At 41.1% G+C, this 17,406-nt stretch carries 22 protein-coding genes; 12 read left to right on the top strand and 10 right to left on the bottom strand.

Annotated elements, in window-relative coordinates; all coding sequences use genetic code 11:
• Positions 1-47: 47 nt before the first annotated feature.
• The gene (locus BA1_RS16005) at positions 48-236 is read right to left on the bottom strand and encodes a YhzD family protein (protein WP_008361117.1); all 189 of its coding nucleotides are present in this window, start codon (positions 234-236) and stop codon (positions 48-50) included.
• 170 nt (positions 237-406) lie between these two features.
• On the opposite strand from BA1_RS16005, the gene BA1_RS16010 reads away from it, so the two are divergent.
• The 4 genes from BA1_RS16010 (at position 407) to BA1_RS16025 (ending at position 5,780) form a co-directional block, all read left to right on the top strand.
• Positions 407-1,621, top strand: coding sequence for a metallophosphoesterase family protein (locus BA1_RS16010; protein WP_008361119.1), 1,215 nt, complete (start codon positions 407-409; stop codon positions 1,619-1,621).
• A 16-nt stretch (positions 1,622-1,637) separates the two neighbouring features.
• The gene (locus BA1_RS16015) at positions 1,638-4,424 is read left to right on the top strand and encodes an ATP-binding protein (protein ID WP_008361121.1); all 2,787 of its coding nucleotides are present in this window, start codon (positions 1,638-1,640) and stop codon (positions 4,422-4,424) included.
• Between the two features lie 62 nt (positions 4,425-4,486).
• On the top strand, positions 4,487-5,434 hold the full coding sequence (gene yhaM / locus BA1_RS16020) for a 3'-5' exoribonuclease YhaM (protein WP_008361123.1): 948 nt from the start codon (positions 4,487-4,489) through the stop codon (positions 5,432-5,434).
• A gap of 115 nt (positions 5,435-5,549) precedes the next feature.
• Positions 5,550-5,780, top strand: coding sequence for a sporulation YhaL family protein (locus tag BA1_RS16025; protein ID WP_008361125.1), 231 nt, complete (start codon positions 5,550-5,552; stop codon positions 5,778-5,780).
• Between the two features lie 61 nt (positions 5,781-5,841).
• Here BA1_RS16025 and BA1_RS16030 read toward each other — a convergent pair whose 3' ends face one another.
• Positions 5,842-6,717: a peptidylprolyl isomerase gene (locus tag BA1_RS16030; protein ID WP_008361127.1), complete on the bottom strand. Its 876-nt coding sequence runs from the start codon at positions 6,715-6,717 to the stop codon at positions 5,842-5,844.
• 161 nt (positions 6,718-6,878) lie between these two features.
• On the opposite strand from BA1_RS16030, the gene BA1_RS18860 reads away from it, so the two are divergent.
• Both BA1_RS18860 and BA1_RS16040 read left to right on the top strand, forming a co-directional pair.
• Positions 6,879-6,965: a YjcZ family sporulation protein gene (locus BA1_RS18860; RefSeq protein WP_008361129.1), complete on the top strand. Its 87-nt coding sequence runs from the start codon at positions 6,879-6,881 to the stop codon at positions 6,963-6,965.
• Positions 6,966-7,110: 145 nt separating this feature from the next.
• Positions 7,111-7,200 carry a YjcZ family sporulation protein gene (locus BA1_RS16040; RefSeq protein WP_034647786.1) on the top strand — a complete coding sequence of 30 codons (90 nt, stop codon included), beginning with the start codon at positions 7,111-7,113 and terminating at the stop codon, positions 7,198-7,200.
• 53 nt (positions 7,201-7,253) lie between these two features.
• Here BA1_RS16040 and BA1_RS19580 read toward each other — a convergent pair whose 3' ends face one another.
• Positions 7,254-7,439 carry a hypothetical protein gene (locus BA1_RS19580; RefSeq protein ID WP_082194762.1) on the bottom strand — a complete coding sequence of 62 codons (186 nt, stop codon included), beginning with the start codon at positions 7,437-7,439 and terminating at the stop codon, positions 7,254-7,256.
• Between the two features lie 82 nt (positions 7,440-7,521).
• Positions 7,522-8,040, bottom strand: coding sequence for a DUF3267 domain-containing protein (locus tag BA1_RS16045; protein WP_008361131.1), 519 nt, complete (start codon positions 8,038-8,040; stop codon positions 7,522-7,524).
• 233 nt (positions 8,041-8,273) lie between these two features.
• On the opposite strand from BA1_RS16045, the gene BA1_RS16050 reads away from it, so the two are divergent.
• Positions 8,274-8,618, top strand: a complete 345-nt coding sequence (locus BA1_RS16050; protein WP_008361133.1) for a YhaI family protein — start codon at positions 8,274-8,276, stop codon at positions 8,616-8,618.
• On the opposite strand, the gene BA1_RS16055 is transcribed toward BA1_RS16050, so the two are convergent.
• Together BA1_RS16055 and BA1_RS16060 are read right to left on the bottom strand one after the other, a co-directional pair.
• The gene (locus BA1_RS16055) at positions 8,596-9,210 is read right to left on the bottom strand and encodes an HTH-type transcriptional regulator Hpr (RefSeq protein WP_008361135.1); all 615 of its coding nucleotides are present in this window, start codon (positions 9,208-9,210) and stop codon (positions 8,596-8,598) included. The genes BA1_RS16050 and BA1_RS16055 overlap by 23 nt on opposite strands.
• A gap of 187 nt (positions 9,211-9,397) precedes the next feature.
• Positions 9,398-9,754 carry a YtxH domain-containing protein gene (locus tag BA1_RS16060; RefSeq protein WP_008361136.1) on the bottom strand — a complete coding sequence of 119 codons (357 nt, stop codon included), beginning with the start codon at positions 9,752-9,754 and terminating at the stop codon, positions 9,398-9,400.
• Positions 9,755-9,882: 128 nt separating this feature from the next.
• Between BA1_RS16060 and yhzF the strand changes: the two genes are divergently transcribed.
• Positions 9,883-10,074: a membrane protein YhzF gene (gene yhzF, locus BA1_RS16065; protein WP_008361139.1), complete on the top strand. Its 192-nt coding sequence runs from the start codon at positions 9,883-9,885 to the stop codon at positions 10,072-10,074.
• A 50-nt stretch (positions 10,075-10,124) separates the two neighbouring features.
• On the opposite strand, the gene BA1_RS16070 is transcribed toward yhzF, so the two are convergent.
• The 3 genes from BA1_RS16070 to BA1_RS16080 all read right to left on the bottom strand — a co-directional run bounded on the left by BA1_RS16070 (position 10,125) and on the right by BA1_RS16080 (position 12,440).
• On the bottom strand, positions 10,125-10,643 hold the full coding sequence (locus BA1_RS16070) for a tryptophan transporter (protein ID WP_008361141.1): 519 nt from the start codon (positions 10,641-10,643) through the stop codon (positions 10,125-10,127).
• Between the two features lie 127 nt (positions 10,644-10,770).
• Positions 10,771-11,850, bottom strand: a complete 1,080-nt coding sequence (serC, locus tag BA1_RS16075) for a 3-phosphoserine/phosphohydroxythreonine transaminase (protein WP_008361143.1) — start codon at positions 11,848-11,850, stop codon at positions 10,771-10,773.
• A 161-nt stretch (positions 11,851-12,011) separates the two neighbouring features.
• Positions 12,012-12,440 carry an HIT family protein gene (locus tag BA1_RS16080; RefSeq protein WP_008361144.1) on the bottom strand — a complete coding sequence of 143 codons (429 nt, stop codon included), beginning with the start codon at positions 12,438-12,440 and terminating at the stop codon, positions 12,012-12,014.
• Between the two features lie 488 nt (positions 12,441-12,928).
• Between BA1_RS16080 and BA1_RS16085 the strand changes: the two genes are divergently transcribed.
• Genes BA1_RS16085 through BA1_RS16095 form a run of 3 tightly spaced genes read left to right on the top strand, consistent with a single transcriptional unit; the run spans position 12,929 to position 15,640 of the window.
• Positions 12,929-13,669 carry an ABC transporter ATP-binding protein gene (locus tag BA1_RS16085; protein WP_008361146.1) on the top strand — a complete coding sequence of 247 codons (741 nt, stop codon included), beginning with the start codon at positions 12,929-12,931 and terminating at the stop codon, positions 13,667-13,669.
• Positions 13,662-14,882 (top strand): ABC transporter permease, encoded by a 1,221-nt coding sequence (locus BA1_RS16090; RefSeq protein WP_008361148.1) that lies wholly within the window; start codon positions 13,662-13,664, stop codon positions 14,880-14,882. Before BA1_RS16085 ends, BA1_RS16090 begins: the two co-directional genes overlap by 8 nt.
• A 50-nt stretch (positions 14,883-14,932) precedes the next feature.
• Positions 14,933-15,640, top strand: a complete 708-nt coding sequence (locus BA1_RS16095; protein WP_008361150.1) for an EcsC family protein — start codon at positions 14,933-14,935, stop codon at positions 15,638-15,640.
• A 26-nt stretch (positions 15,641-15,666) separates the two neighbouring features.
• Here the strand turns inward: BA1_RS16095 and BA1_RS16100 are convergent, their stop codons facing one another.
• Positions 15,667-16,854 carry a M20 family metallopeptidase gene (locus BA1_RS16100; protein ID WP_008361153.1) on the bottom strand — a complete coding sequence of 396 codons (1,188 nt, stop codon included), beginning with the start codon at positions 16,852-16,854 and terminating at the stop codon, positions 15,667-15,669.
• Positions 16,855-16,975: 121 nt separating this feature from the next.
• Here BA1_RS16100 and BA1_RS16105 point away from each other — a divergent pair, with 121 nt between their 5' ends.
• Positions 16,976-17,374, top strand: a complete 399-nt coding sequence (locus BA1_RS16105) for a hypothetical protein (protein WP_155887879.1) — start codon at positions 16,976-16,978, stop codon at positions 17,372-17,374.
• Positions 17,375-17,406: the final 32 nt, after the last annotated feature.

Genomic DNA, 17,406 nt, shown 5'->3' on the forward strand with positions numbered 1-17,406 from the left:
ATTTTAGCCCTTTGTCAACAATCTGAAGCCGGCGCATGCCGGCTTTTTTAACGTTCAAATAATAGTAGCTTGCCTGCATCATTCACAAGGCGATGAGAATGCTTCGTGTATTGCTGTTCGATTAAGCGATGCCGTCCTAATTCCTTCGCCTTTTCATCGTTATTTGCTGTGATTTTTTCGTTTAATAAGGTCTCACCTGACGAATCAAATACGGTCAAAAAGTATGTTTTCTCCATACCTCATCTTCCTTTCTTTTGTTTTTTAATGAATTAAACAAGGAGTCAGGTAAAACCTCTTTTTTGTCTTTAAAAATGTGTTTTTTAGAATAAGAGTAATAGAACGTGCATTCGTAAAAACGGCATGATAAAATATGGACAACGACAGTATTGTATAAGGAGATAGACGTTTGACGAAGCTTACCTTTATTCATGCCGCAGATCTTCATTTAGATAGTCCGTTTGCGGGAATGTCAAATATACCAAACCAAATTTTTAAGAGGTTGAAAGAAAGTACATTTCAAAGTGCGAGGAACATGTTTGACCTTGCGATTGATCAAGAAGTAGACTTTGTGCTGCTGAGCGGAGATTTATTTGATGAATCGAATCGCAGCCTGAAAGCCCAGCTTTTTTTAAGAAATCAGTTTCTTAAGCTGCAAGAACACGAAATTGACGTGTTTATTATTTATGGTAATCATGATCATTTAGGCGGTGAATGGACGCCAATTGAGTGGCCGGAGAATGTTCACGTTTTTTTGAGCAGTACGCCAAGTGAGCAATCGTTTTATAGAGGAGATCAGCTCGCCGCAAGTATTTATGGATTCAGCTACAATGAGCGGGCGGTTTATGAGAATATGACATCTCACTATGTAAAAACAACAGACGCACCCTATCATATTGCGATGCTTCACGGCACATTAGCGGGTCAAGAAGGACATGATGCATATGCGCCATTTCAGCTTCAACAGCTCCTGTCGCGGGATTTCGATTATTGGGCGCTTGGACATATTCATAAGCGAGCTCTTTTGCATGAAGACCCAATGATCATTTACCCTGGAAACTTGCAGGGGAGACATATAAAAGAAACAGGAGAGAAAGGCTGTTATGTCGTTCATCTATCCGAAAATTCTCACGCAGCGGAGTTTATTGGCTGTTCTGATGTCATTTTTGAGACATTGTCATTAGATATCACAGATACAGCACATATGACCGACCTTGTGACACTTGTGGACAAACAGATGAGTAGGCTGAAAGAGCGGGGCATTCCTCATGTTGTGAAAATCGAATTGACTGGAGAAACCCCTGCTTATATTCGACTATCGCAGCTTGAGGTGCTGGAGGAGCTGATGGCTGTCCTTCATGAGCAGGAAGAAGAGGAAGACATATTCGTTTGGGTGATGTCGATTGACTGCCGAACAAATGAGGATATCGTCTATCCGGAAGATTCTTTTTTGAAAGAACTAACATCAGAAATTGCCCAGTTTGATACGTATGAAGAGCTGCTCTCACCGATTAAGCGTCATCCAACTTATAGAAGGTTAGGAAAAGCTCTCACAAAAGAGGATGAAGTGGATATAAAAGAAGAAGCACAAAGGCTGCTGACAGAACAGCTGAAGCAATTGTGAGAAAAGGAGAGGCATGATGAAAATACGTTCACTTCATATTGCGAATTTCGGAAAATTTTCTAATCAAACCTTTCACTTTTCTGATGATGGTTTTCAGCTAGTTTATGGCTTGAATGAATCGGGGAAATCGACATTGAAGGCGTTTATTGAATCGGTGTTATTTGGTTTTTCGAAAAGCAAAACGTATCAGCCGAAGCAGGGCTCATTTTATGGCGGCTCCCTCACATGTTTAGATGAAGAATTAGGTGTGATTCATATTGAGAGAACGTCTGATCAAGGCGGAAAAGCACAGGTGCTGTTACCCAATGGTGAAGTGAAAGACGAAGCTTTTCTACGTACGATGTTAAAGGGAACAGATCGCAGGTTATTTCAATCGATTTATTCTTTTGATGTGTTTGGGCTGCAAAATGTTCAAGCGTTAAACCAAGACCAAATGGGTGAATTTCTACTCTTTTCAAGCTTATTTGGCTCAGATGCGGCATCCAAGATGGATAGCAGACTGCTAAAACAGCAGGAGCAGCTATTTAAACCCAATGGACGCAAGCCTGAATTAAATCAGCAGCTTGAGCGTCTAAAAGAGCTGGCAGGTCAGCTGAAACAGGCAAAATTGGCAGAGGGACGTTATTCCGAAAAGAAACGAGAGCAGGCTGAATTAGCGGAGAAAATCGAACAGCTTCAACAAGAAATGAATCAGGCAGAAATAGACATTCAACAACTGACTGAACATATTCGGCTGTATCCCATGATAGAAAGCAAAGTGGAGCTTAAAAAAGAATTGGCGCGTTATCCAAAGCGAGTCAAACAGTTTAGACAGGAAACCGAGCATGAGCTTGATAAACTAGAATCACACCTTCACCCGAAAAAGGCACAATTGACAGCACTGAAACAAAAATTAGATCACTTGCAAACTTCGCTCACGCAAGTTCAACCACAATATGACAAGGATACATTGTTGGAGATGAAACGGGTCATGGCTGAGTCACCTGATGCTGAGTTTGTAAAAAAACGCATAGCAGAAGGGAAAGTAGAGCGGGGTTCATTGAAACAAAAAATAGAAGAAGCCGCAGCGAAGCTGAAGTTTCAGCGTCCAATGCAGCTTGATCAAGTGGATGACTCACTTGATTTTGAGTGGGAATTAAAGGAGGCTGTCAGCCAATACGTTCGTTTAATGGATAGAAAAGCGCAGCTTGATGACCGGTTTGATCATGCAAGACATGAGTTAGAAGAAGCGGAAACCGCTCTAAAAGGATTAAAGGAGCAGCCAGTTAGACAGCCGGTGTCAGACGAGGTCAGAGGAACAAGAGCGAAAGAGAAACAGACTCCTTTCCGGACGTGGTTATTCCCGCTAATGCTTATGACAGATGCTGTCATCCTCATCATCTTATTCTTTTTAGCAGAGAGCTGGGTGACTCTGCTGTTTGCGGGGTTTTCTGTATTTACCTTCATAGCGATTTATCCATTGCTTAAACAGACTCAGTTGAAACAAGCAACCAATAGTAGCACCTCTGAGTCCTTTTATGTTCAAGCGGCTTCAGCTGAAACGCTTGTCAGGCAAAAGGAACTTCTATATGAAAGAATCATTCGTCAATATGAAGACTGGGAGCAAGAGCTGGAGCCTGTCCAGCAGCAAGTAGAGGAAATGAAAAGACAGCTGGGCTTGTCGACAGAGCTTCCATTCCTTGTAGAAGCTTTTCATATCCTAAAACAATTAAAAGCAAATACAGCGGCATATGAGGCACTTGATAGGGAAATAGAAGCGCTCACTTATCAGCAATCGGCCTATGAGCAAAAAGTCGCAGCGTTAAGCCGCCTCCTTCAAAGAAAAGAAGGAAGCATTCAAGAAAGCATCTCAGCCTTTCATGAGATATTGAAAGATGAGGCGAAAAGAGAAAAAGAACGTCAGGCATTGCACATCTCCATTCAACATGTGGAGCAGCAACTGACAACGCTGGAAGGAGAAATTCAATATTACGAAAAACAGATGGACGAGCTTTTTCGTCAAGTAGAAGCAGAGTCAAAGGAAGACTACCATGTACTGTCTCATCAATCCAAAGAATACCGGGATCGGCTGCATCATTTGCAGCAGCTGAATCAAGAGCTGCACAGAAGCGGTTGTATGGATGAGGAGGAAGTCATTGCTCGTAAAGGATTGCGCCACCTTGAGGAAGAGTGCGCACAAGCGAAAAAGCGTCTGCATGACATTGAACAAAATGTGACGAATATGAAGCAGCGCTTGGCAGAACGATCAGTGGAAATCCGGCAAATCGAAGCGTCAGGTACAGTGTCTGATTTGACTCATCAGCTTGCGATAGAGCAGGAGCATGCGAAGCACCTTGTGAAAAAATGGGCAGCTATTCAGCTCGTCCGCTCCGTTATTCGAGAGAAGCTAAATGAGCATAAAGAAACGAGGCTGCCAGCGCTACTTCAAACGGCTTCCCGCTTTATTCAGCCGTTAACGAATGAGCGATATGAATCCATTTTATTTTCAGGCGAAGATGACCGGCTGATTGTGAAACGGAAGGATGGACGAATATTCCGCCCAGAGCAGCTTTCACAGGCAACTTGTGAACAAGTTTATCTTGCGATTCGTTTTGCGCTTGCTTTGTCCCACCAGCAGAATTGTCAGCTTCCCTTTATGATGGACGACAGTTTCGTTCATTTTGATCATGTCCGTCTAGGAAGAGTGCAGGAGTTAATGAAAGAGCTCACTCGTTTTGAGACGCAGCTGTTTTATTTCACCTGTCATCATCATATGAAAGAAACAGTGGAAGAGGGACAGATTACGAGTTTAGCGGCAGATTGATTGACAAATAATGACTTATGTTATACTTATATGAGCAGAAACATGGAAGGAGCTTTTATTGAATGGCTAAAGGGATCATGACCTATGACGTCGGCGAACAAGTTGACCTGCATTTATTAATTAAATCATCTACTAAAGGGATTGCGAGTAATGGCAAACCATTTTTAACCTTAATTCTTCAAGATCAAAGTGGAGATATTGAGGCGAAGCTATGGGATGCAAAGCAGAATGATGAGCTCACATATGCCGCGCAAACCATCGTGAAGGTAGTAGGTGATATTCATCATTATCGCGGGAGGAATCAACTGAAGCTTAGGAATATACGCCCTGTTGCTGAAAACGAGCAAATTCGAATTGATGATTTTCTAGAAACAGCTCCTATTCCAAAACACGATATGATGGATACCATTATGCAATATATTTTTGATATGAAAAATCCTAATATTCAACGTGTCACAAGACATTTGCTCAAGAAGTATGGACAGGAATTCGCCGATTATCCAGCAGCTACAAAAAACCATCACGAGTTTGTATCGGGTCTTGCCTATCATGTGGTATCTATGCTGCATTTAGCGAAATCAATTGTTGATCTATATCCATCACTCGATCGAGATCTTTTATATTCAGGCATCATTCTTCATGATTTAGGGAAAGTCAAAGAGCTTTCCGGTCCAGTTTCGACTACTTATACAGTCGAAGGGAATTTAATTGGGCATATTTCTATTATGGTGACAGAAATTGCAAAAGCCGCAGAAGAGCTTGGTATTGATTCAGAGGAAATTCTCATTTTACAACACTTAGTGCTAAGTCATCACGGAAAAGGAGAGTGGGGCAGTCCTAAACCGCCAATGGTGAAGGAAGCTGAAATTCTCCACTATATTGATAATTTAGACGCGAAAATGAACATGATGGATCGTGCGCTTGAACATGTGAAGCCAGGAGAATATACAGAGCGTATTTTTGCATTAGAGAATCGTTCATTTTATAAACCAACCTTTCACAATGAATAACATTGTCAAAACGTCCGCTGGAAGCGGGCGTTTTTTTTCATAACTTGTCTTCTTGCCGCATAAGCATGTAACACAAAGGAAGAGAGATTTGTCCTGAAAAAAGGAGGCGATGACAATGTTGTTTTTTCCGTGGTGGGTGTATGCATGTATCATTGGCATTATCTTTTGTGCATATAAATTAATGACGACAGCCAAAGAGGAGCAAGAGATTGATCAATCCTTTATTGAAAAAGAAGGAGAAATCTTTATTGAGCGAATGGAACAGGAAAGAGAGCGCAGACGTCAAGGTCAGCAAGTAACACGATCACAGGAACCGGCGAAACATGAAGACCATTCGATTGCTTAGACAGACATCTATTCATACAAAAACCCCCCTGCAATTAAAAACGCAGAGGGGTTTTTCATAATTATTGGCTTTGAGTTTCTGTTGTTGTTTGTTCAGATTTTTCTTTGAACGTGTCTTGAAGTTCTTTATCTTTTACTTTCACATCGGCAGCTTTCACCAATTTGTTTAAGATTGTTTGGATTTCAGTTGAGTCTGCTTGCTTTTGTTCAAGCAGTTCTTTTTTCAAGTCTGCTTTCATGTCATTATATTTACCGCGTTCTTCGGTCTTTTTAATGATATGGTAGCCATATTGTGATTTTACTGGCTTGCTGATTTCATTTACTTTTAGTTTGAAGGCCGCTTTACTGAAGTTCTCATCCATTTGGCCGTCTTTTGCGAACCAGCCTACATCGCCGCCTTGTGCTGCTGAAGACGTGTCAGTTGAGTATTCAGACACTAGGTCATCCCATTTTTCGCCTTTATTTAATTTCTTTTCCACTTCTTCCGCTGTTTTCTTATCAGCGACTAAAATGTGGCTCGCGCGGATTTTCCCTTTGAGGTCATCATAATACGCTTTTACTTCTTTATCAGTGATTTTAATGTTAGCTTTTGCAGCCTTTTGCGTAAGTAGCTCATATTTCACTTGATCTTTGATGTAGTCTTTCCCGTATTCATCTTGAAGCTGTTTTAAACGGTCTGCTCCAAGTGTCTTTTTATATTCTTTCAATTTCTTATCAATTTCTTTATCTGATACTTTGTATTTGTCAGCAAGAACCTTTTGTTGAACAAGTAGGTTTAATGCATCTCCGCCTGCTTGTTTCTTAAGAGTTGTGTAAAGCTCTTCTTTTGTGACATCTCCTGATTTTGTTGTTGCGATGACTTCTTTATCACCGCTACTGCATGCGCCAAGAGTTAAAACACTTACTGCTGTTACAGCTGCTAAAGCTATTTTTTTCATTCAAAAAACACTCCTAATCTTTCCAATTTATTTATCATTGCTTGTATCATAACATATTGTGACACGCTGTAAAAAGAAATGCAAATGGGAGGGCATTCGTCTAGTCAATTTTTTGTGCTCGACATACACATATAGTGATCACAAAAAGGAGGCTGAATTATATGGGAGCAGGATATTCTAATGGATTTGCTTTATTGGTCGTGCTATTCATTTTGCTGATCATCGTTGGTGCAGCATATCTTTACTAATTAAATCGCTGTTACAGAAAGGAGCCGTCCTGCCATGCGTGCGGGCGGTTCTTTTTTAAAACGATGACAGGTGCCTAAACGTTTTCAATGTTTCTGCATACACTGAGCTTAGAACAGAGGAAGAACTGGCAGGAGGTGTTTTCACATGGGAGGAGAAGTCTTTGCTGGCGGTTTTGCACTAGTCGTCGTGTTATTCATTTTATTGATCATTATCGGTGCATCTTGGATTTACTAATAGATCATCCTACACAAAAAGCTGCCATCAAACAGGCAGCTTTTGCTTTGATCTTAAACAGAAATGGTAATTTCAACAAATGATGAAATCAGTAAGATCAGGATCGATACATTGATAAAGCGAAACACCTTATCTTGCCGTTCTTCAGGAATCTCTCTGACAAGGCATAATGTATTAGTAAGCCTGTTTATTGAGTACACAATAAACGCGGCAAAGGCGATGAAGTAAAATAAAACTATCGGAGATCCCCCCTCTCTATGCTATTCCCATACTACATTACCAAATTTTTTATGAAAAAGATAGAAGTTGGCTTTAAAAACCTCATGATGAGGAAGTTGGGTCAACTAAAATATCAAACTCGTCTTGGGCTTGATCAATGATGCAGGATTTTGGTGCTTTTAGCAGTTTCCATGCAAATAAAAAGTCAGGCAAACAATAGCCTGCATGAATACTTGCGATCATGATAAAATAGTGTGCGTACATTGGAAATGCTATTCCTAAAATAAAGTAAACAGGTGAGATGACACAAAACGGGCTGAGCAGTGAGAAAAGCATCACTCTCTTCGGCACGCGCTGCCAGCAATTTCGTTTAAATAACGTCATTTTTTTCTTATTTTTCATCACTGGGATCAAGTGAACCACACGGTGGACAAGCAATGTCGCAAGTAAAAGCACGACAAAGAGAGGTGCATTGTGACTGCTGAGTCTCGTTTCAGGATGAGTCAGTTGAAAACATAAAAACGCCATAATGAAAAAAAGTATAGTAAGACTTATTGCTGAAATCATCATTCTCGTATAACCATAATCCTTTTCAAGATTAATGGTCTTCCAACAATTCATTTTTCATCCTTCCAATCTCAAAAATCTAATTGAATATCTCAAGATAATTTACTCTTCCTGAGGATAAAAATCAATGGTTTTGATGAAAAAAATAAAATGTTCTATTCATATGGAATTAAAGAGAGGAAACTTTGGATTTTTCAAGAAAAAAAGACAAGAGGGGGAGGTTCGTCTCTTTCGTCAATGAGTAATTTCGGCTAAAATAGAATGACTAAGAGAAAGAGGGAACGTACATGAGTATTGAGGAACGAATGAGCCAGCTCGAATATTATATGGAGCTTTTACTGACGGCGACAGATATGAGCCGTTATCCATATTATTCGCTATTAATCCGGCAGCGTGTATCAAAAGAAGAGGCAAAGGACATTGAACGTGTTTGTGCTGAGCTTTCAGATGAAATGGACAAGCAAAAAGCACAAGGCTATGTCATGTTCGACAATCTCCTTGCGCTTTTTGCGGGGCAGTTAGTTGAAAAGCTGGATGTTCATGAGACCATTTTTGCTTTGCATGATCAAGGGCTGTTTCAGCCGTTAATGAATGAATTTATAAAGATCATTAAACAATTTGATTTGCTTTAGCCGCTTTCTCATCTGCTGAGTCTTCAAGCTCCTCAGTCTTTTTCGTGACTTTCCCACGCTCATTCAAAAAGTCCTTCTCGATGTTTGAAAACGATTTCTCAAATATCTCCATGAAATCCTCACCATAAATATTTCGAATAATACACATCATTTCTAAAATTTCAGGGAACTTTCCGTAAATGTCATGAAGCGGCTGTGCGCCTTTGACAATACCAGTTCGGGCCGGGTCGTAATCTTCGAGTAGTTTATGGAATGTCTCTTCGCCTTTTGGCGTTAGCTCAATATACGTATTGCGTTTATCGTTTAACTTTTTAGAAAATTTCAAAAATCCTCTTTCCTCTAATTTCTTGGAGAAGTTAAACGCCGTTGATACATGCATGACGCCAAACTTTGCAATTTCTGATATTGAAGCTCCTTTTAACTGATACGCAATCCATAAAATATGATGCTCATTGATATTCAGGTTATACGGTTTGATCCACTGTTGCCAATCTTTTTCAATGGATTTCCAAAGAGCTTTGCTCAATTGGGCCATTCTTTGACTGAATAAAAGTGCTTCTTTTACATCGAAAGGCTGTTCCGAATGATTCATCCATTTCACCTACTTCTCTTTTTCTTGTAATTCTATTATGCCAATAAAATAAAGATTAATAAAGCTGAAAATTCAAGAATTTTAAAAAGTCATGAAAAACATTGTCAAAATAACCTTTTTTGAACAAAAAAAGTGCGGGATACGCACACCGCACACTTTTGTAAACGAATATTTATTTGTGAGTATATTAGTTTTGTAAGGTTTTCTCCAGCTGTTTGAGCTTTTCCTCAATTTCTTGAATTTCCTTTTGCAGGTCCTGCTGATGAGGTTTGATTTCTTCACGCCATTGCTGAATTGATGTTTGCAATTCAGTCCCGACCTCTTTAATGACTTCTGCACTTTCTTTTGCTGTTTCAACAATTTGCTCTTTTAGAGCTTGTCCATCTCTTTTTAATCTTGTCAGCGTATCTTCGAATTTGTCATAGCTGTCTTTCATCTTTTCGCGTACATCTCTGCCAGAAGAGGGAGTCGTCAGGAGCACTGCCGCACCTCCGAGGAGACCGCCTACAAATAATCCTGTTAATAAAGAACGTCCACTAGCCATTCCAATCACCTCTAGTCAAATTTTACACATTCGCAAGTTCTCTCTGAGCTGATGATCAGCTTCATTGAACTTCCATACATAGCTTGCTTTATTTTAGCATACTTTTGAAGAAAAGGGAGGGGAGAAGGTTGTCTGTCTTTCTGTTCGTTTTTATGTGTATCGGTGTTATTTTCGCAGGTGGTTCCATTCATTATGTAAGACAGCTTGGGTATGCAGGGTCTTATCCGCCAAAACATGTATTGAAACAAAAAGCACTTGTCTGTGCGGCAGGTGCAGGGATTTCGCTCCTCGTTTTGCTGCTTACCCTTTTTCTTTTATAAAAGGTTGAAAAAAACCTCTTCATCTTATTATGAAGAGGTTTGGTTATTCATTAAGCGACTTCGATCATTCTTGCACGCTTTAGAATGGACTGAGCAATCGGGAACACAAATACCATTGCGATGGTATTAATCACAACTGCTGGCAGGACAACACCCACAAAAAGTGCCGGTAATGCAGCTGGCAGTCCAGTGATCAGTAAAGCGGCCGATAGGAAAACCACGCCGGATACGGCGGTTCCGATAGCTGTTAGCACGGCGGTCAGCACGACTTTGTTCTTCATCTTTTGGCAGGATAAGAAAAGGGCCAAAAAGATAAAGGCTGTTACCGGCTTATCTATCATATTTGGAATTTGTCCGCCTGGGAAACCCGTTGTCAAAGCGGAAATGACCCCAGTCACCAGGGCAATGACGACGACATGCTGCACCCGAGGGAAAAGGATGATGCTTAAAAACATCATGACCAGCATCATATCAGGTTTCATTCCGAAAAAGATGGGCGGGAAAATCGTGTGCAAAACAGCTCCCATTGCTGCAAGCAATGACATAATCACTAATTCTTTTGTTTTCATTTCTATGCTCTCCTCTGCTAAGCTCTTATAGGACTCTCCAATAATATGGCTCATCATTTATTGCAAGAGTCATGACCTTATATTTCTCGTCATTATAACAAATTTATTTCGCGATAGAAAAGCTTTTTTACTCATTTTCTTGCTGGAACTTTTTCATAAAGTCCGCAAGTTTTTGGCAGTCTTCTATAGAGACCGCATTGTAAATAGATGCTCTGCATCCACCAACAGAACGGTGGCCGGCAAGTCCAACCATTTGTTCTTGTTTTGCTTTCTCTACAAAGGATGCGGTGAGCGCATCATCACGAAGGGTGAATGTGATATTCATATGCGAACGGCTGTCAGCGCGTGCATGTCCTTTGTAAAAACCGCCGCTTTGATCAATCGTATCATAGAGAATCGCTGCTTTTTGTTCATTGCGTTTTTCTGCTGCTTCTACGCCGCCAGCATGTTTGACATGCTCAAGGACAAGAGACAGCATATAAATCGCAAAAGTCGGTGGTGTGTGATAAAGAGAATTGGCTTTCGTGTGTGTTGAATATTTTAAAATTTTAGGTGTGCCGCTTTTTTCTTTCTCTAATAAACGTTTGCGCGCGATCACAATCGTGATACCAGAAGGCCCAAGGTTTTTTTGTGCCCCTGCATAAATGAAATCAAATGAAGAAACGTCTATTTTTTTGCTGAGAATATCACTGGACATGTCCGCAATGAGCGGAAGCGATGTGTTTGGGAACGTTTTCCACTGAGTACCGAAAATCGTATTGTTCGATGTGATGTGCAGGTAAGCACCCTCTGTTAAACTGGACGTATCTACTTCTGGAATATACGAATAGTTGTCGTCTTCGCTTGAAGCAAACACAGACGTGTGACCAAACCCTTTTGCTTCTGACAATGCTTTTTCTGACCAGGCTCCTGTTTGAATGAAATGAGCGGTTTCACCTTCGTGTAAGAAGTTCATTGGAATCATCGCAAATTGAAGACTTGCTCCGCCTTGTAAAAAGAGGACCTCATAGTCTTCTGGAATGTCCATCAGCTCCACCAAAAGCGCTTTTGCTTTATTGTGGACCTCTTCGTATTCACCGCTGCGATGAGAAAGTTCCATCACAGACATCCCGGTTTGTTTAAAATCAACAAGTTCTTCCTGTGCTTTTTGAAGCACTTCTAGCGGCAGTGCCGCCGGACCAGCATTAAAATTCGTCGTTCGCTTCATCACAATCTCTCCCTATTTCTCGCGTTAATGGATCAAAAGATAAAACCATCCTATCACAAATTTGAGGGATTTGGACAAAAAAATTGAATCGTCCTAAATATCTTACTATTCAGGAGATGTAAGCTCTAAAAAAGAGGCAGACAAAAGAAAAACCTCATCAATTAAGATGAGGTGAGCCGCGTATGGATGGCAGAAGAAATGTCTTTTAAATCCTCTGATGTGTATTGATCTTGATGTGATTTCCATACTGCGCCAAAGCCATCTCCTTTGCCGTAGCGCGGAATGATGTGCATATGGTAATGGAATACAGATTGTCCGGCTTTTTCGCCGTTGTTGTTGAGGAGATTTAAACCAATTGGTTCAAATTCCTGTTTAATGGCCCTTGCAATCTTTGGAATCGCTTGGAAGTAGTGATTCGACACGTCTGGTGTCATGTCATAAATGTTTTCTTTATGTATTTTCGGGATTACAAGGGTATGTCCTTTTGTCACTTGGCTAATATCAAGAAAAGCCAATACATGCTCGTCTTCATATACTTTTGCACATGGAATGTCTCCATCAATAATCTTGCAAAAAATGCAGTCGCTCACGCCATGTCACTCCTCATTCTTTTTCTTTATCGTATCACAAAAAGAAACAAAAAAGAAAACAGGACAAGCGAACTCCTTTGGTCGCTCATCCTGTTCCTGCAGAAGAAATGCCGATGTTTTCATTTGATATGCCTTTTTGAATTCTCTATTTACTGAAATAAAGAATTCATATGCCTGCTATTTCTGCCGTAAACACCTCATTTGACGTTTTGGTTTGTCGTATACAACATTGTATAGGACACAAAAATCAAGAATCAGTGAAGCAAAACAGAAGCTAAGGTTTTTAGATGAAAAACCAACTTGTCATGCGGTTCTTTGCCTTTAACAAACACCTCATTTACGTATTGGTCATCAAGTTCATTTCTTCTACATACATTATGATGACCAAGGCGCCTGTGTTTTATTCATGGCCAGTCTATAGGTAAACATTTCAAATTATCTTTCGTTTTTGGTACTATAAAGGAAAAAAGAAAGAAAGGAACGAAGTGATGTCCCTTTTAACTGTAAAAGATGTAACGGGTGGATATACGAAGAATCCCGTTCTGAAAAATATTTCATTTGAATTAGAAAGAAACCAAATCGTTGGCCTCATTGGTCTAAACGGGGCGGGAAAAAGTACAACCATTCGTCATATTATTGGGTTAATGAAACCGCATAAAGGTGTTATTGAATTAAACGGACGAACCCTTCAAGAAGATCAAGAGGCGTATCGTTCGCAATTTACGTTTATTCCAGAGACACCTGTTCTATATGAAGAATTAACATTAAAAGAGCATTTAGAGCTGACGGCGATGGCTTACGGCCTTTCAAAAGAACAATTAGAAGAACGTTTGCCATCATTGCTGAAAGAATTTCGAATGGAGAAACGGCTGAAATGGTTCCCTGCTCATTTTTCTAAAGGAATGAAGCAGAAGGTCATGATCATGTGTGCGTTCCTGGTAGAACCAGAGCTGTATATCATTGATGAACCGTTTTTAGGGCTTGATCCGCTTGCGATAAATGCCCTATTGGAACGAATGAATGCTGCGAAGAAAAACGGTGCTAGTGTCCTGATGTCAACGCATATTTTGGCAACGGCTGAACGCTACTGTGATTCCTTTATTATTTTGCATGAAGGGGAAATAAGAGCGAAAGGAACACTGACTGAGCTGAGAGAGCAGTTCAACATGAGAGATGCGACACTTGATGATCTTTATTTGGAATTAACAAAGGAAGAAAGCTATGAGTAAAACAACGCAAACCATTTGGAAATCACGATTAGAGGAACACGTACAGGAAACAAGAAAATACTTAAAATACATGTTCAATGATCATCTTGTTATTGTGCTGATCTTTTTCCTTGCCGGCGGCGCAAGCTGGTATAGCAATTGGCTGAAACATATTCCAGCTCACTTCCCGTCATACTGGGTCATGGCAGTTGTTTTCTCATTGGTGCTGACAAGCTCCTACGTGCGAACGTTGATCAAAGAGGCTGACCTCGTGTTTTTGCTTCCTTTGGAAGGGAAGATGGAGCCTTATTTAAAACATGCTTTTAACTTCAGCTTCCTTTCGCAGCTGTTTCCTTTAATTGCCGTATCGATTATTGCTCTTCCGCTTTATTCGGCTGTCTCAACAGGAGACCTCATGCTGTATGTGCTGATTTTGGCGCAAATGATATTGATCAAGGGTCTGAATACAGCGATTCAGTGGAGAATGACTTATTTCCCAGGAAAACATGTCAGGTGGCTTGATGCGGCGATTCGTTTTCTATTGAACATGATTATCATGTATACCGTTTTACAGGCAGCCTATGCGATTGCAATTGTTTTTTACCTTTTATATGCCGTTTATCTGATTTATTTAACAAATGCAGTAAAAAAACAGCCTTTTCAATGGGAATTGCATATTTCTGATGAATTAAAACGGAAGCAGCGCTTTTATCGTTTGGCGAACTTATTTACAGATGTCCCTCATTTAAAGAAACAAGTGAAAAGAAGGGCATACTTGGACTGGATTTTGCAGTTTGTTCCCTATGAGCAGCGCAAAGCTTTTTCATACATGTATGTGAGGGCGTTTTTACGTTCAAATGACTATTTTGGCCTTGTGTTTAGGTTAACGGTCGTGTTTGTGCTCATTATTCTGTATACAGGTGCAGCTGACTGGGTGGGGGCATTACTCGTTTTGTTCACAGTATTTATTACAGGTGTACAGCTTGTCCCATTAACGAAGCACTTTGCACATCTTTCGTTACAGGCACTTTATCCAGTCGCTCAGACGGAAAAGGAACGGAGCTTTTTTGTACTCGTCCGCAATGTGCTCATCATCCAGTCGATTGTGCTTAGCTGCGCCGTTTTGCCAGCAGGAGGATGGAAGGGAAGCGGACTTGCTCTTCTCATTTCATTGGCATTTGTGCTGGTGCTGTTCAAGCCTTACGTTCAAAGCCGATTAAAAAAGATGAGATAAGCGGAGAAATGTTCTTTACAGCGAGCGGATGACATCGAGGAGGGGACCGGATGAATGCAGCTGAACGAGATTTGTATGAAGAAGCTATTCTTTTTCGAACGCGTTTTTTAAGAAAACCTTCAAAGATCGAGAGGATTTCAAAAGGAGTTCAGCAGCAAGTGAACCGGCGATTCCCTGCTCGATTTCACCAAGTCATCACAAGTGCGGTCAAAACAATGGTGGAATCCACTGTATCAGGAACACACTTTACTTCATTTTCAGTGATCGATGACCAATTGTCTATCGTAGAGAGAAATGAGCTGGCAAAGGATCTAGTGAAATATTATCAAAAGGCAGCTGCGATTGAAGGCATTGGAACAGGTGCGGGTGGGTTGTTCCTCGGAATGGCGGATTTTCCGCTGCTGCTGAGCATTAAGATGAAATGTCTTTATGAGCTCGCATGTATTTACGGCTTTGATTTGTCTCAAAAAGAGGAAAGACTCTTTTTGCTCTGTATTTTTCAACTCGCGTTCTCAGGCAGTGAACATCGTCATAAAATGATGAAGATCATTGAGGATTGGGAAACAAGCCGAGAGGAAATGGATTGGTACAGCTTTCAGCAGGAATATCGAGATTATATTGATCTGGTCAAGCTGTTTCAATTAATGCCAGTGGTCGGTGCCGCAGTTGGCGGGGTAGCAAATCATCAGCTGACAGGACAGCTTGGAGATGTCGCACGTCATGTGTTTCACTTGCGAATATTGGAAGAAAAGAAGTGAAAAAGCCGCTGATCAGCGGCTTTTTTTTATTCGTCGTAGGAAAGGACGGCATGAGCAAGTACCTTTGCTGCGACAGGCATGGCTTTTTCGTTGACATCAAATTTCGGATGATGATGTGGATACACATCCTGGCTGTTTTCTGGCATGGCCCCTGTGAAGAAGAAGGTGCCAGGGACATGTTGAAGGTAGTAAGCAAAATCTTCTCCGCCCATTTGGGTCTCTGCTTCTTTTACTTCTGTGACTCCTTCTGTCTGTTTGGCTATTTCAGCAATATATTCAGTTGGCGCAGGGTGATTTTTGACAGCAGGATAGCCTCTCACATATTCATATGTGTAAGATGCATCGTGCATGTGGCAAACCCCTTTCACCACCTGTTCAATTTCACGTTCAATGATGTGGCGTGCACTTTCTTCAAAAGACCGTGCAGTACCGGTTAAGACAGCTGAGTCTGCAATCACGTTAAAGGCATTCTCAGCGACAAATCCCCCAACAGATACCACTGCGGAATCAATCGGATTAACTTTACGGGCAACGACTTGCTGAAGATTAGCGACAATTTGTGAACCGATGAGGACGGCATCTTTTGTGAGGTGAGGCTGTGCGCCGTGTCCGCCTTTCCCTTGGACTTGAATAGAGAAACGGTCGGCGGCAGCCATAAAGTTCCCGCTTTTATAAAGAACAGTGCCACAAGGCTCTGAAGACCAAAGGTGTGTGCCGAAAATGACATCAACTCCGTCTAAACAGCCGTCCTCAATCATCGGCTTAGCACCGCCGGGGGCATATTCTTCAGCGTGCTGATGGATGAGAACGATTTTTCCTTTTAACTGATCCCGGTGCTCATGCAAAATTTTCGCTAATACAAGAAGCGTCGCAGTATGCCCATCGTGACCGCATGCGTGCATGACCCCAGGCTTTGTCGACCGGTAAGGCACATCCTTTTCATCGTGAATAGGAAGTGCATCAAAATCAGCTCTAAGGGCAATGGTCGGCCCTGGTAAAGCTCCATCAATAAAGGCCAAAACGCCATGACCGCCTACCTGAGTACGTGTCGGTATATGTAATGTGTCATAGTAGTTTGCGATGAAAGCGGCAGTTTCTTCTTCCTGAAAAGAAAGTTCTGGATTCATATGGAGATGGCGTCTAATTTCAACCATTTCCTCATAATGTTCATCAAGACGCTCATTGATCTTTTTGTGTAAAGTGGATACTGTCATTGATCCGAAAACCTCCCTTATGCTCTTTTACTGATTGTATGGCAATTGTTAGAATCTTTCAACAAAAGAGGATTTCGTGAATGACTGACAAGGTCATTTTACATAAAAGTCGAAGAGTGATATGAAGCTGGAAAAAAGGGGGAGAGGGATTGGGAAGCTGTCCAAATTGTTCAAAAGCATTTTCTTTCGTCGAAAAATTTCAATTATCACTTGCGAGAATCATGCTCTGTCCAAGCTGCCGGCACCAAATCAAAGAAACGTTCGTTTCGAAGATGAGTTTTTTCATGATCTGCTTGATTCCACTGTTGGTGCTGCTTATTCAGATGAAAGGTGCTTCACCTATGCTGAAGTGGCCGATCTTATTAGGATGGATTTTGCTGAATTTTTATGTGCTTCAGCCGATCATTCATCGGTACGAGCTAAAGGAAAGGCATTGAAAGCCCAGCAGAAGGGCTTTCAGCGTGTAGACAAACCCTCGCATTCTTTGTCAGTCCTGAGTGCCGGTGCTCAAGAATGTTAAATTAGCTAAGCGCAGGTATTATTATTTACTAG

This window comes from Bacillus xiamenensis, assembly GCF_000300535.1.
Taxonomy (GTDB): domain Bacteria; phylum Bacillota; class Bacilli; order Bacillales; family Bacillaceae; genus Bacillus; species Bacillus xiamenensis.

Excerpts from the sequence above, each read along its gene's own strand:
- BA1_RS16090 (WP_008361148.1), top strand. The coding sequence starts at position 13,662 with ATGAGTAAAACAACGCAAACCATTTGGAAATCACGATTAGAGGAACAC.
- BA1_RS16055 (WP_008361135.1), bottom strand. The coding sequence starts at position 9,210 with ATGAATCATTCGGAACAGCCTTTCGATGTAAAAGAAGCACTTTTATTC.
- serC (WP_008361143.1), bottom strand. The coding sequence starts at position 11,850 with ATGAAGCGAACGACGAATTTTAATGCTGGTCCGGCGGCACTGCCGCTA.
- BA1_RS16100 (WP_008361153.1), bottom strand. The coding sequence starts at position 16,854 with ATGACAGTATCCACTTTACACAAAAAGATCAATGAGCGTCTTGATGAA.
- BA1_RS16005 (WP_008361117.1), bottom strand. The coding sequence starts at position 236 with ATGGAGAAAACATACTTTTTGACCGTATTTGATTCGTCAGGTGAGACC.
- BA1_RS16085 (WP_008361146.1), top strand. The coding sequence starts at position 12,929 with ATGTCCCTTTTAACTGTAAAAGATGTAACGGGTGGATATACGAAGAAT.
- yhaM (WP_008361123.1), top strand. The coding sequence starts at position 4,487 with ATGGCTAAAGGGATCATGACCTATGACGTCGGCGAACAAGTTGACCTG.
- BA1_RS16050 (WP_008361133.1), top strand. The coding sequence starts at position 8,274 with ATGAGTATTGAGGAACGAATGAGCCAGCTCGAATATTATATGGAGCTT.
- BA1_RS16030 (WP_008361127.1), bottom strand. The coding sequence starts at position 6,717 with ATGAAAAAAATAGCTTTAGCAGCTGTAACAGCAGTAAGTGTTTTAACT.
- BA1_RS16045 (WP_008361131.1), bottom strand. The coding sequence starts at position 8,040 with ATGAATTGTTGGAAGACCATTAATCTTGAAAAGGATTATGGTTATACG.
- BA1_RS16025 (WP_008361125.1), top strand. The coding sequence starts at position 5,550 with ATGTTGTTTTTTCCGTGGTGGGTGTATGCATGTATCATTGGCATTATC.
- BA1_RS18860 (WP_008361129.1), top strand. The coding sequence starts at position 6,879 with ATGGGAGCAGGATATTCTAATGGATTTGCTTTATTGGTCGTGCTATTC.
- BA1_RS16060 (WP_008361136.1), bottom strand. The coding sequence starts at position 9,754 with ATGGCTAGTGGACGTTCTTTATTAACAGGATTATTTGTAGGCGGTCTC.
- BA1_RS16015 (WP_008361121.1), top strand. The coding sequence starts at position 1,638 with ATGAAAATACGTTCACTTCATATTGCGAATTTCGGAAAATTTTCTAAT.
- BA1_RS16095 (WP_008361150.1), top strand. The coding sequence starts at position 14,933 with ATGAATGCAGCTGAACGAGATTTGTATGAAGAAGCTATTCTTTTTCGA.
- BA1_RS16105 (WP_155887879.1), top strand. The coding sequence starts at position 16,976 with ATGAAGCTGGAAAAAAGGGGGAGAGGGATTGGGAAGCTGTCCAAATTG.
- BA1_RS16070 (WP_008361141.1), bottom strand. The coding sequence starts at position 10,643 with ATGAAAACAAAAGAATTAGTGATTATGTCATTGCTTGCAGCAATGGGA.
- BA1_RS16040 (WP_034647786.1), top strand. The coding sequence starts at position 7,111 with ATGGGAGGAGAAGTCTTTGCTGGCGGTTTTGCACTAGTCGTCGTGTTA.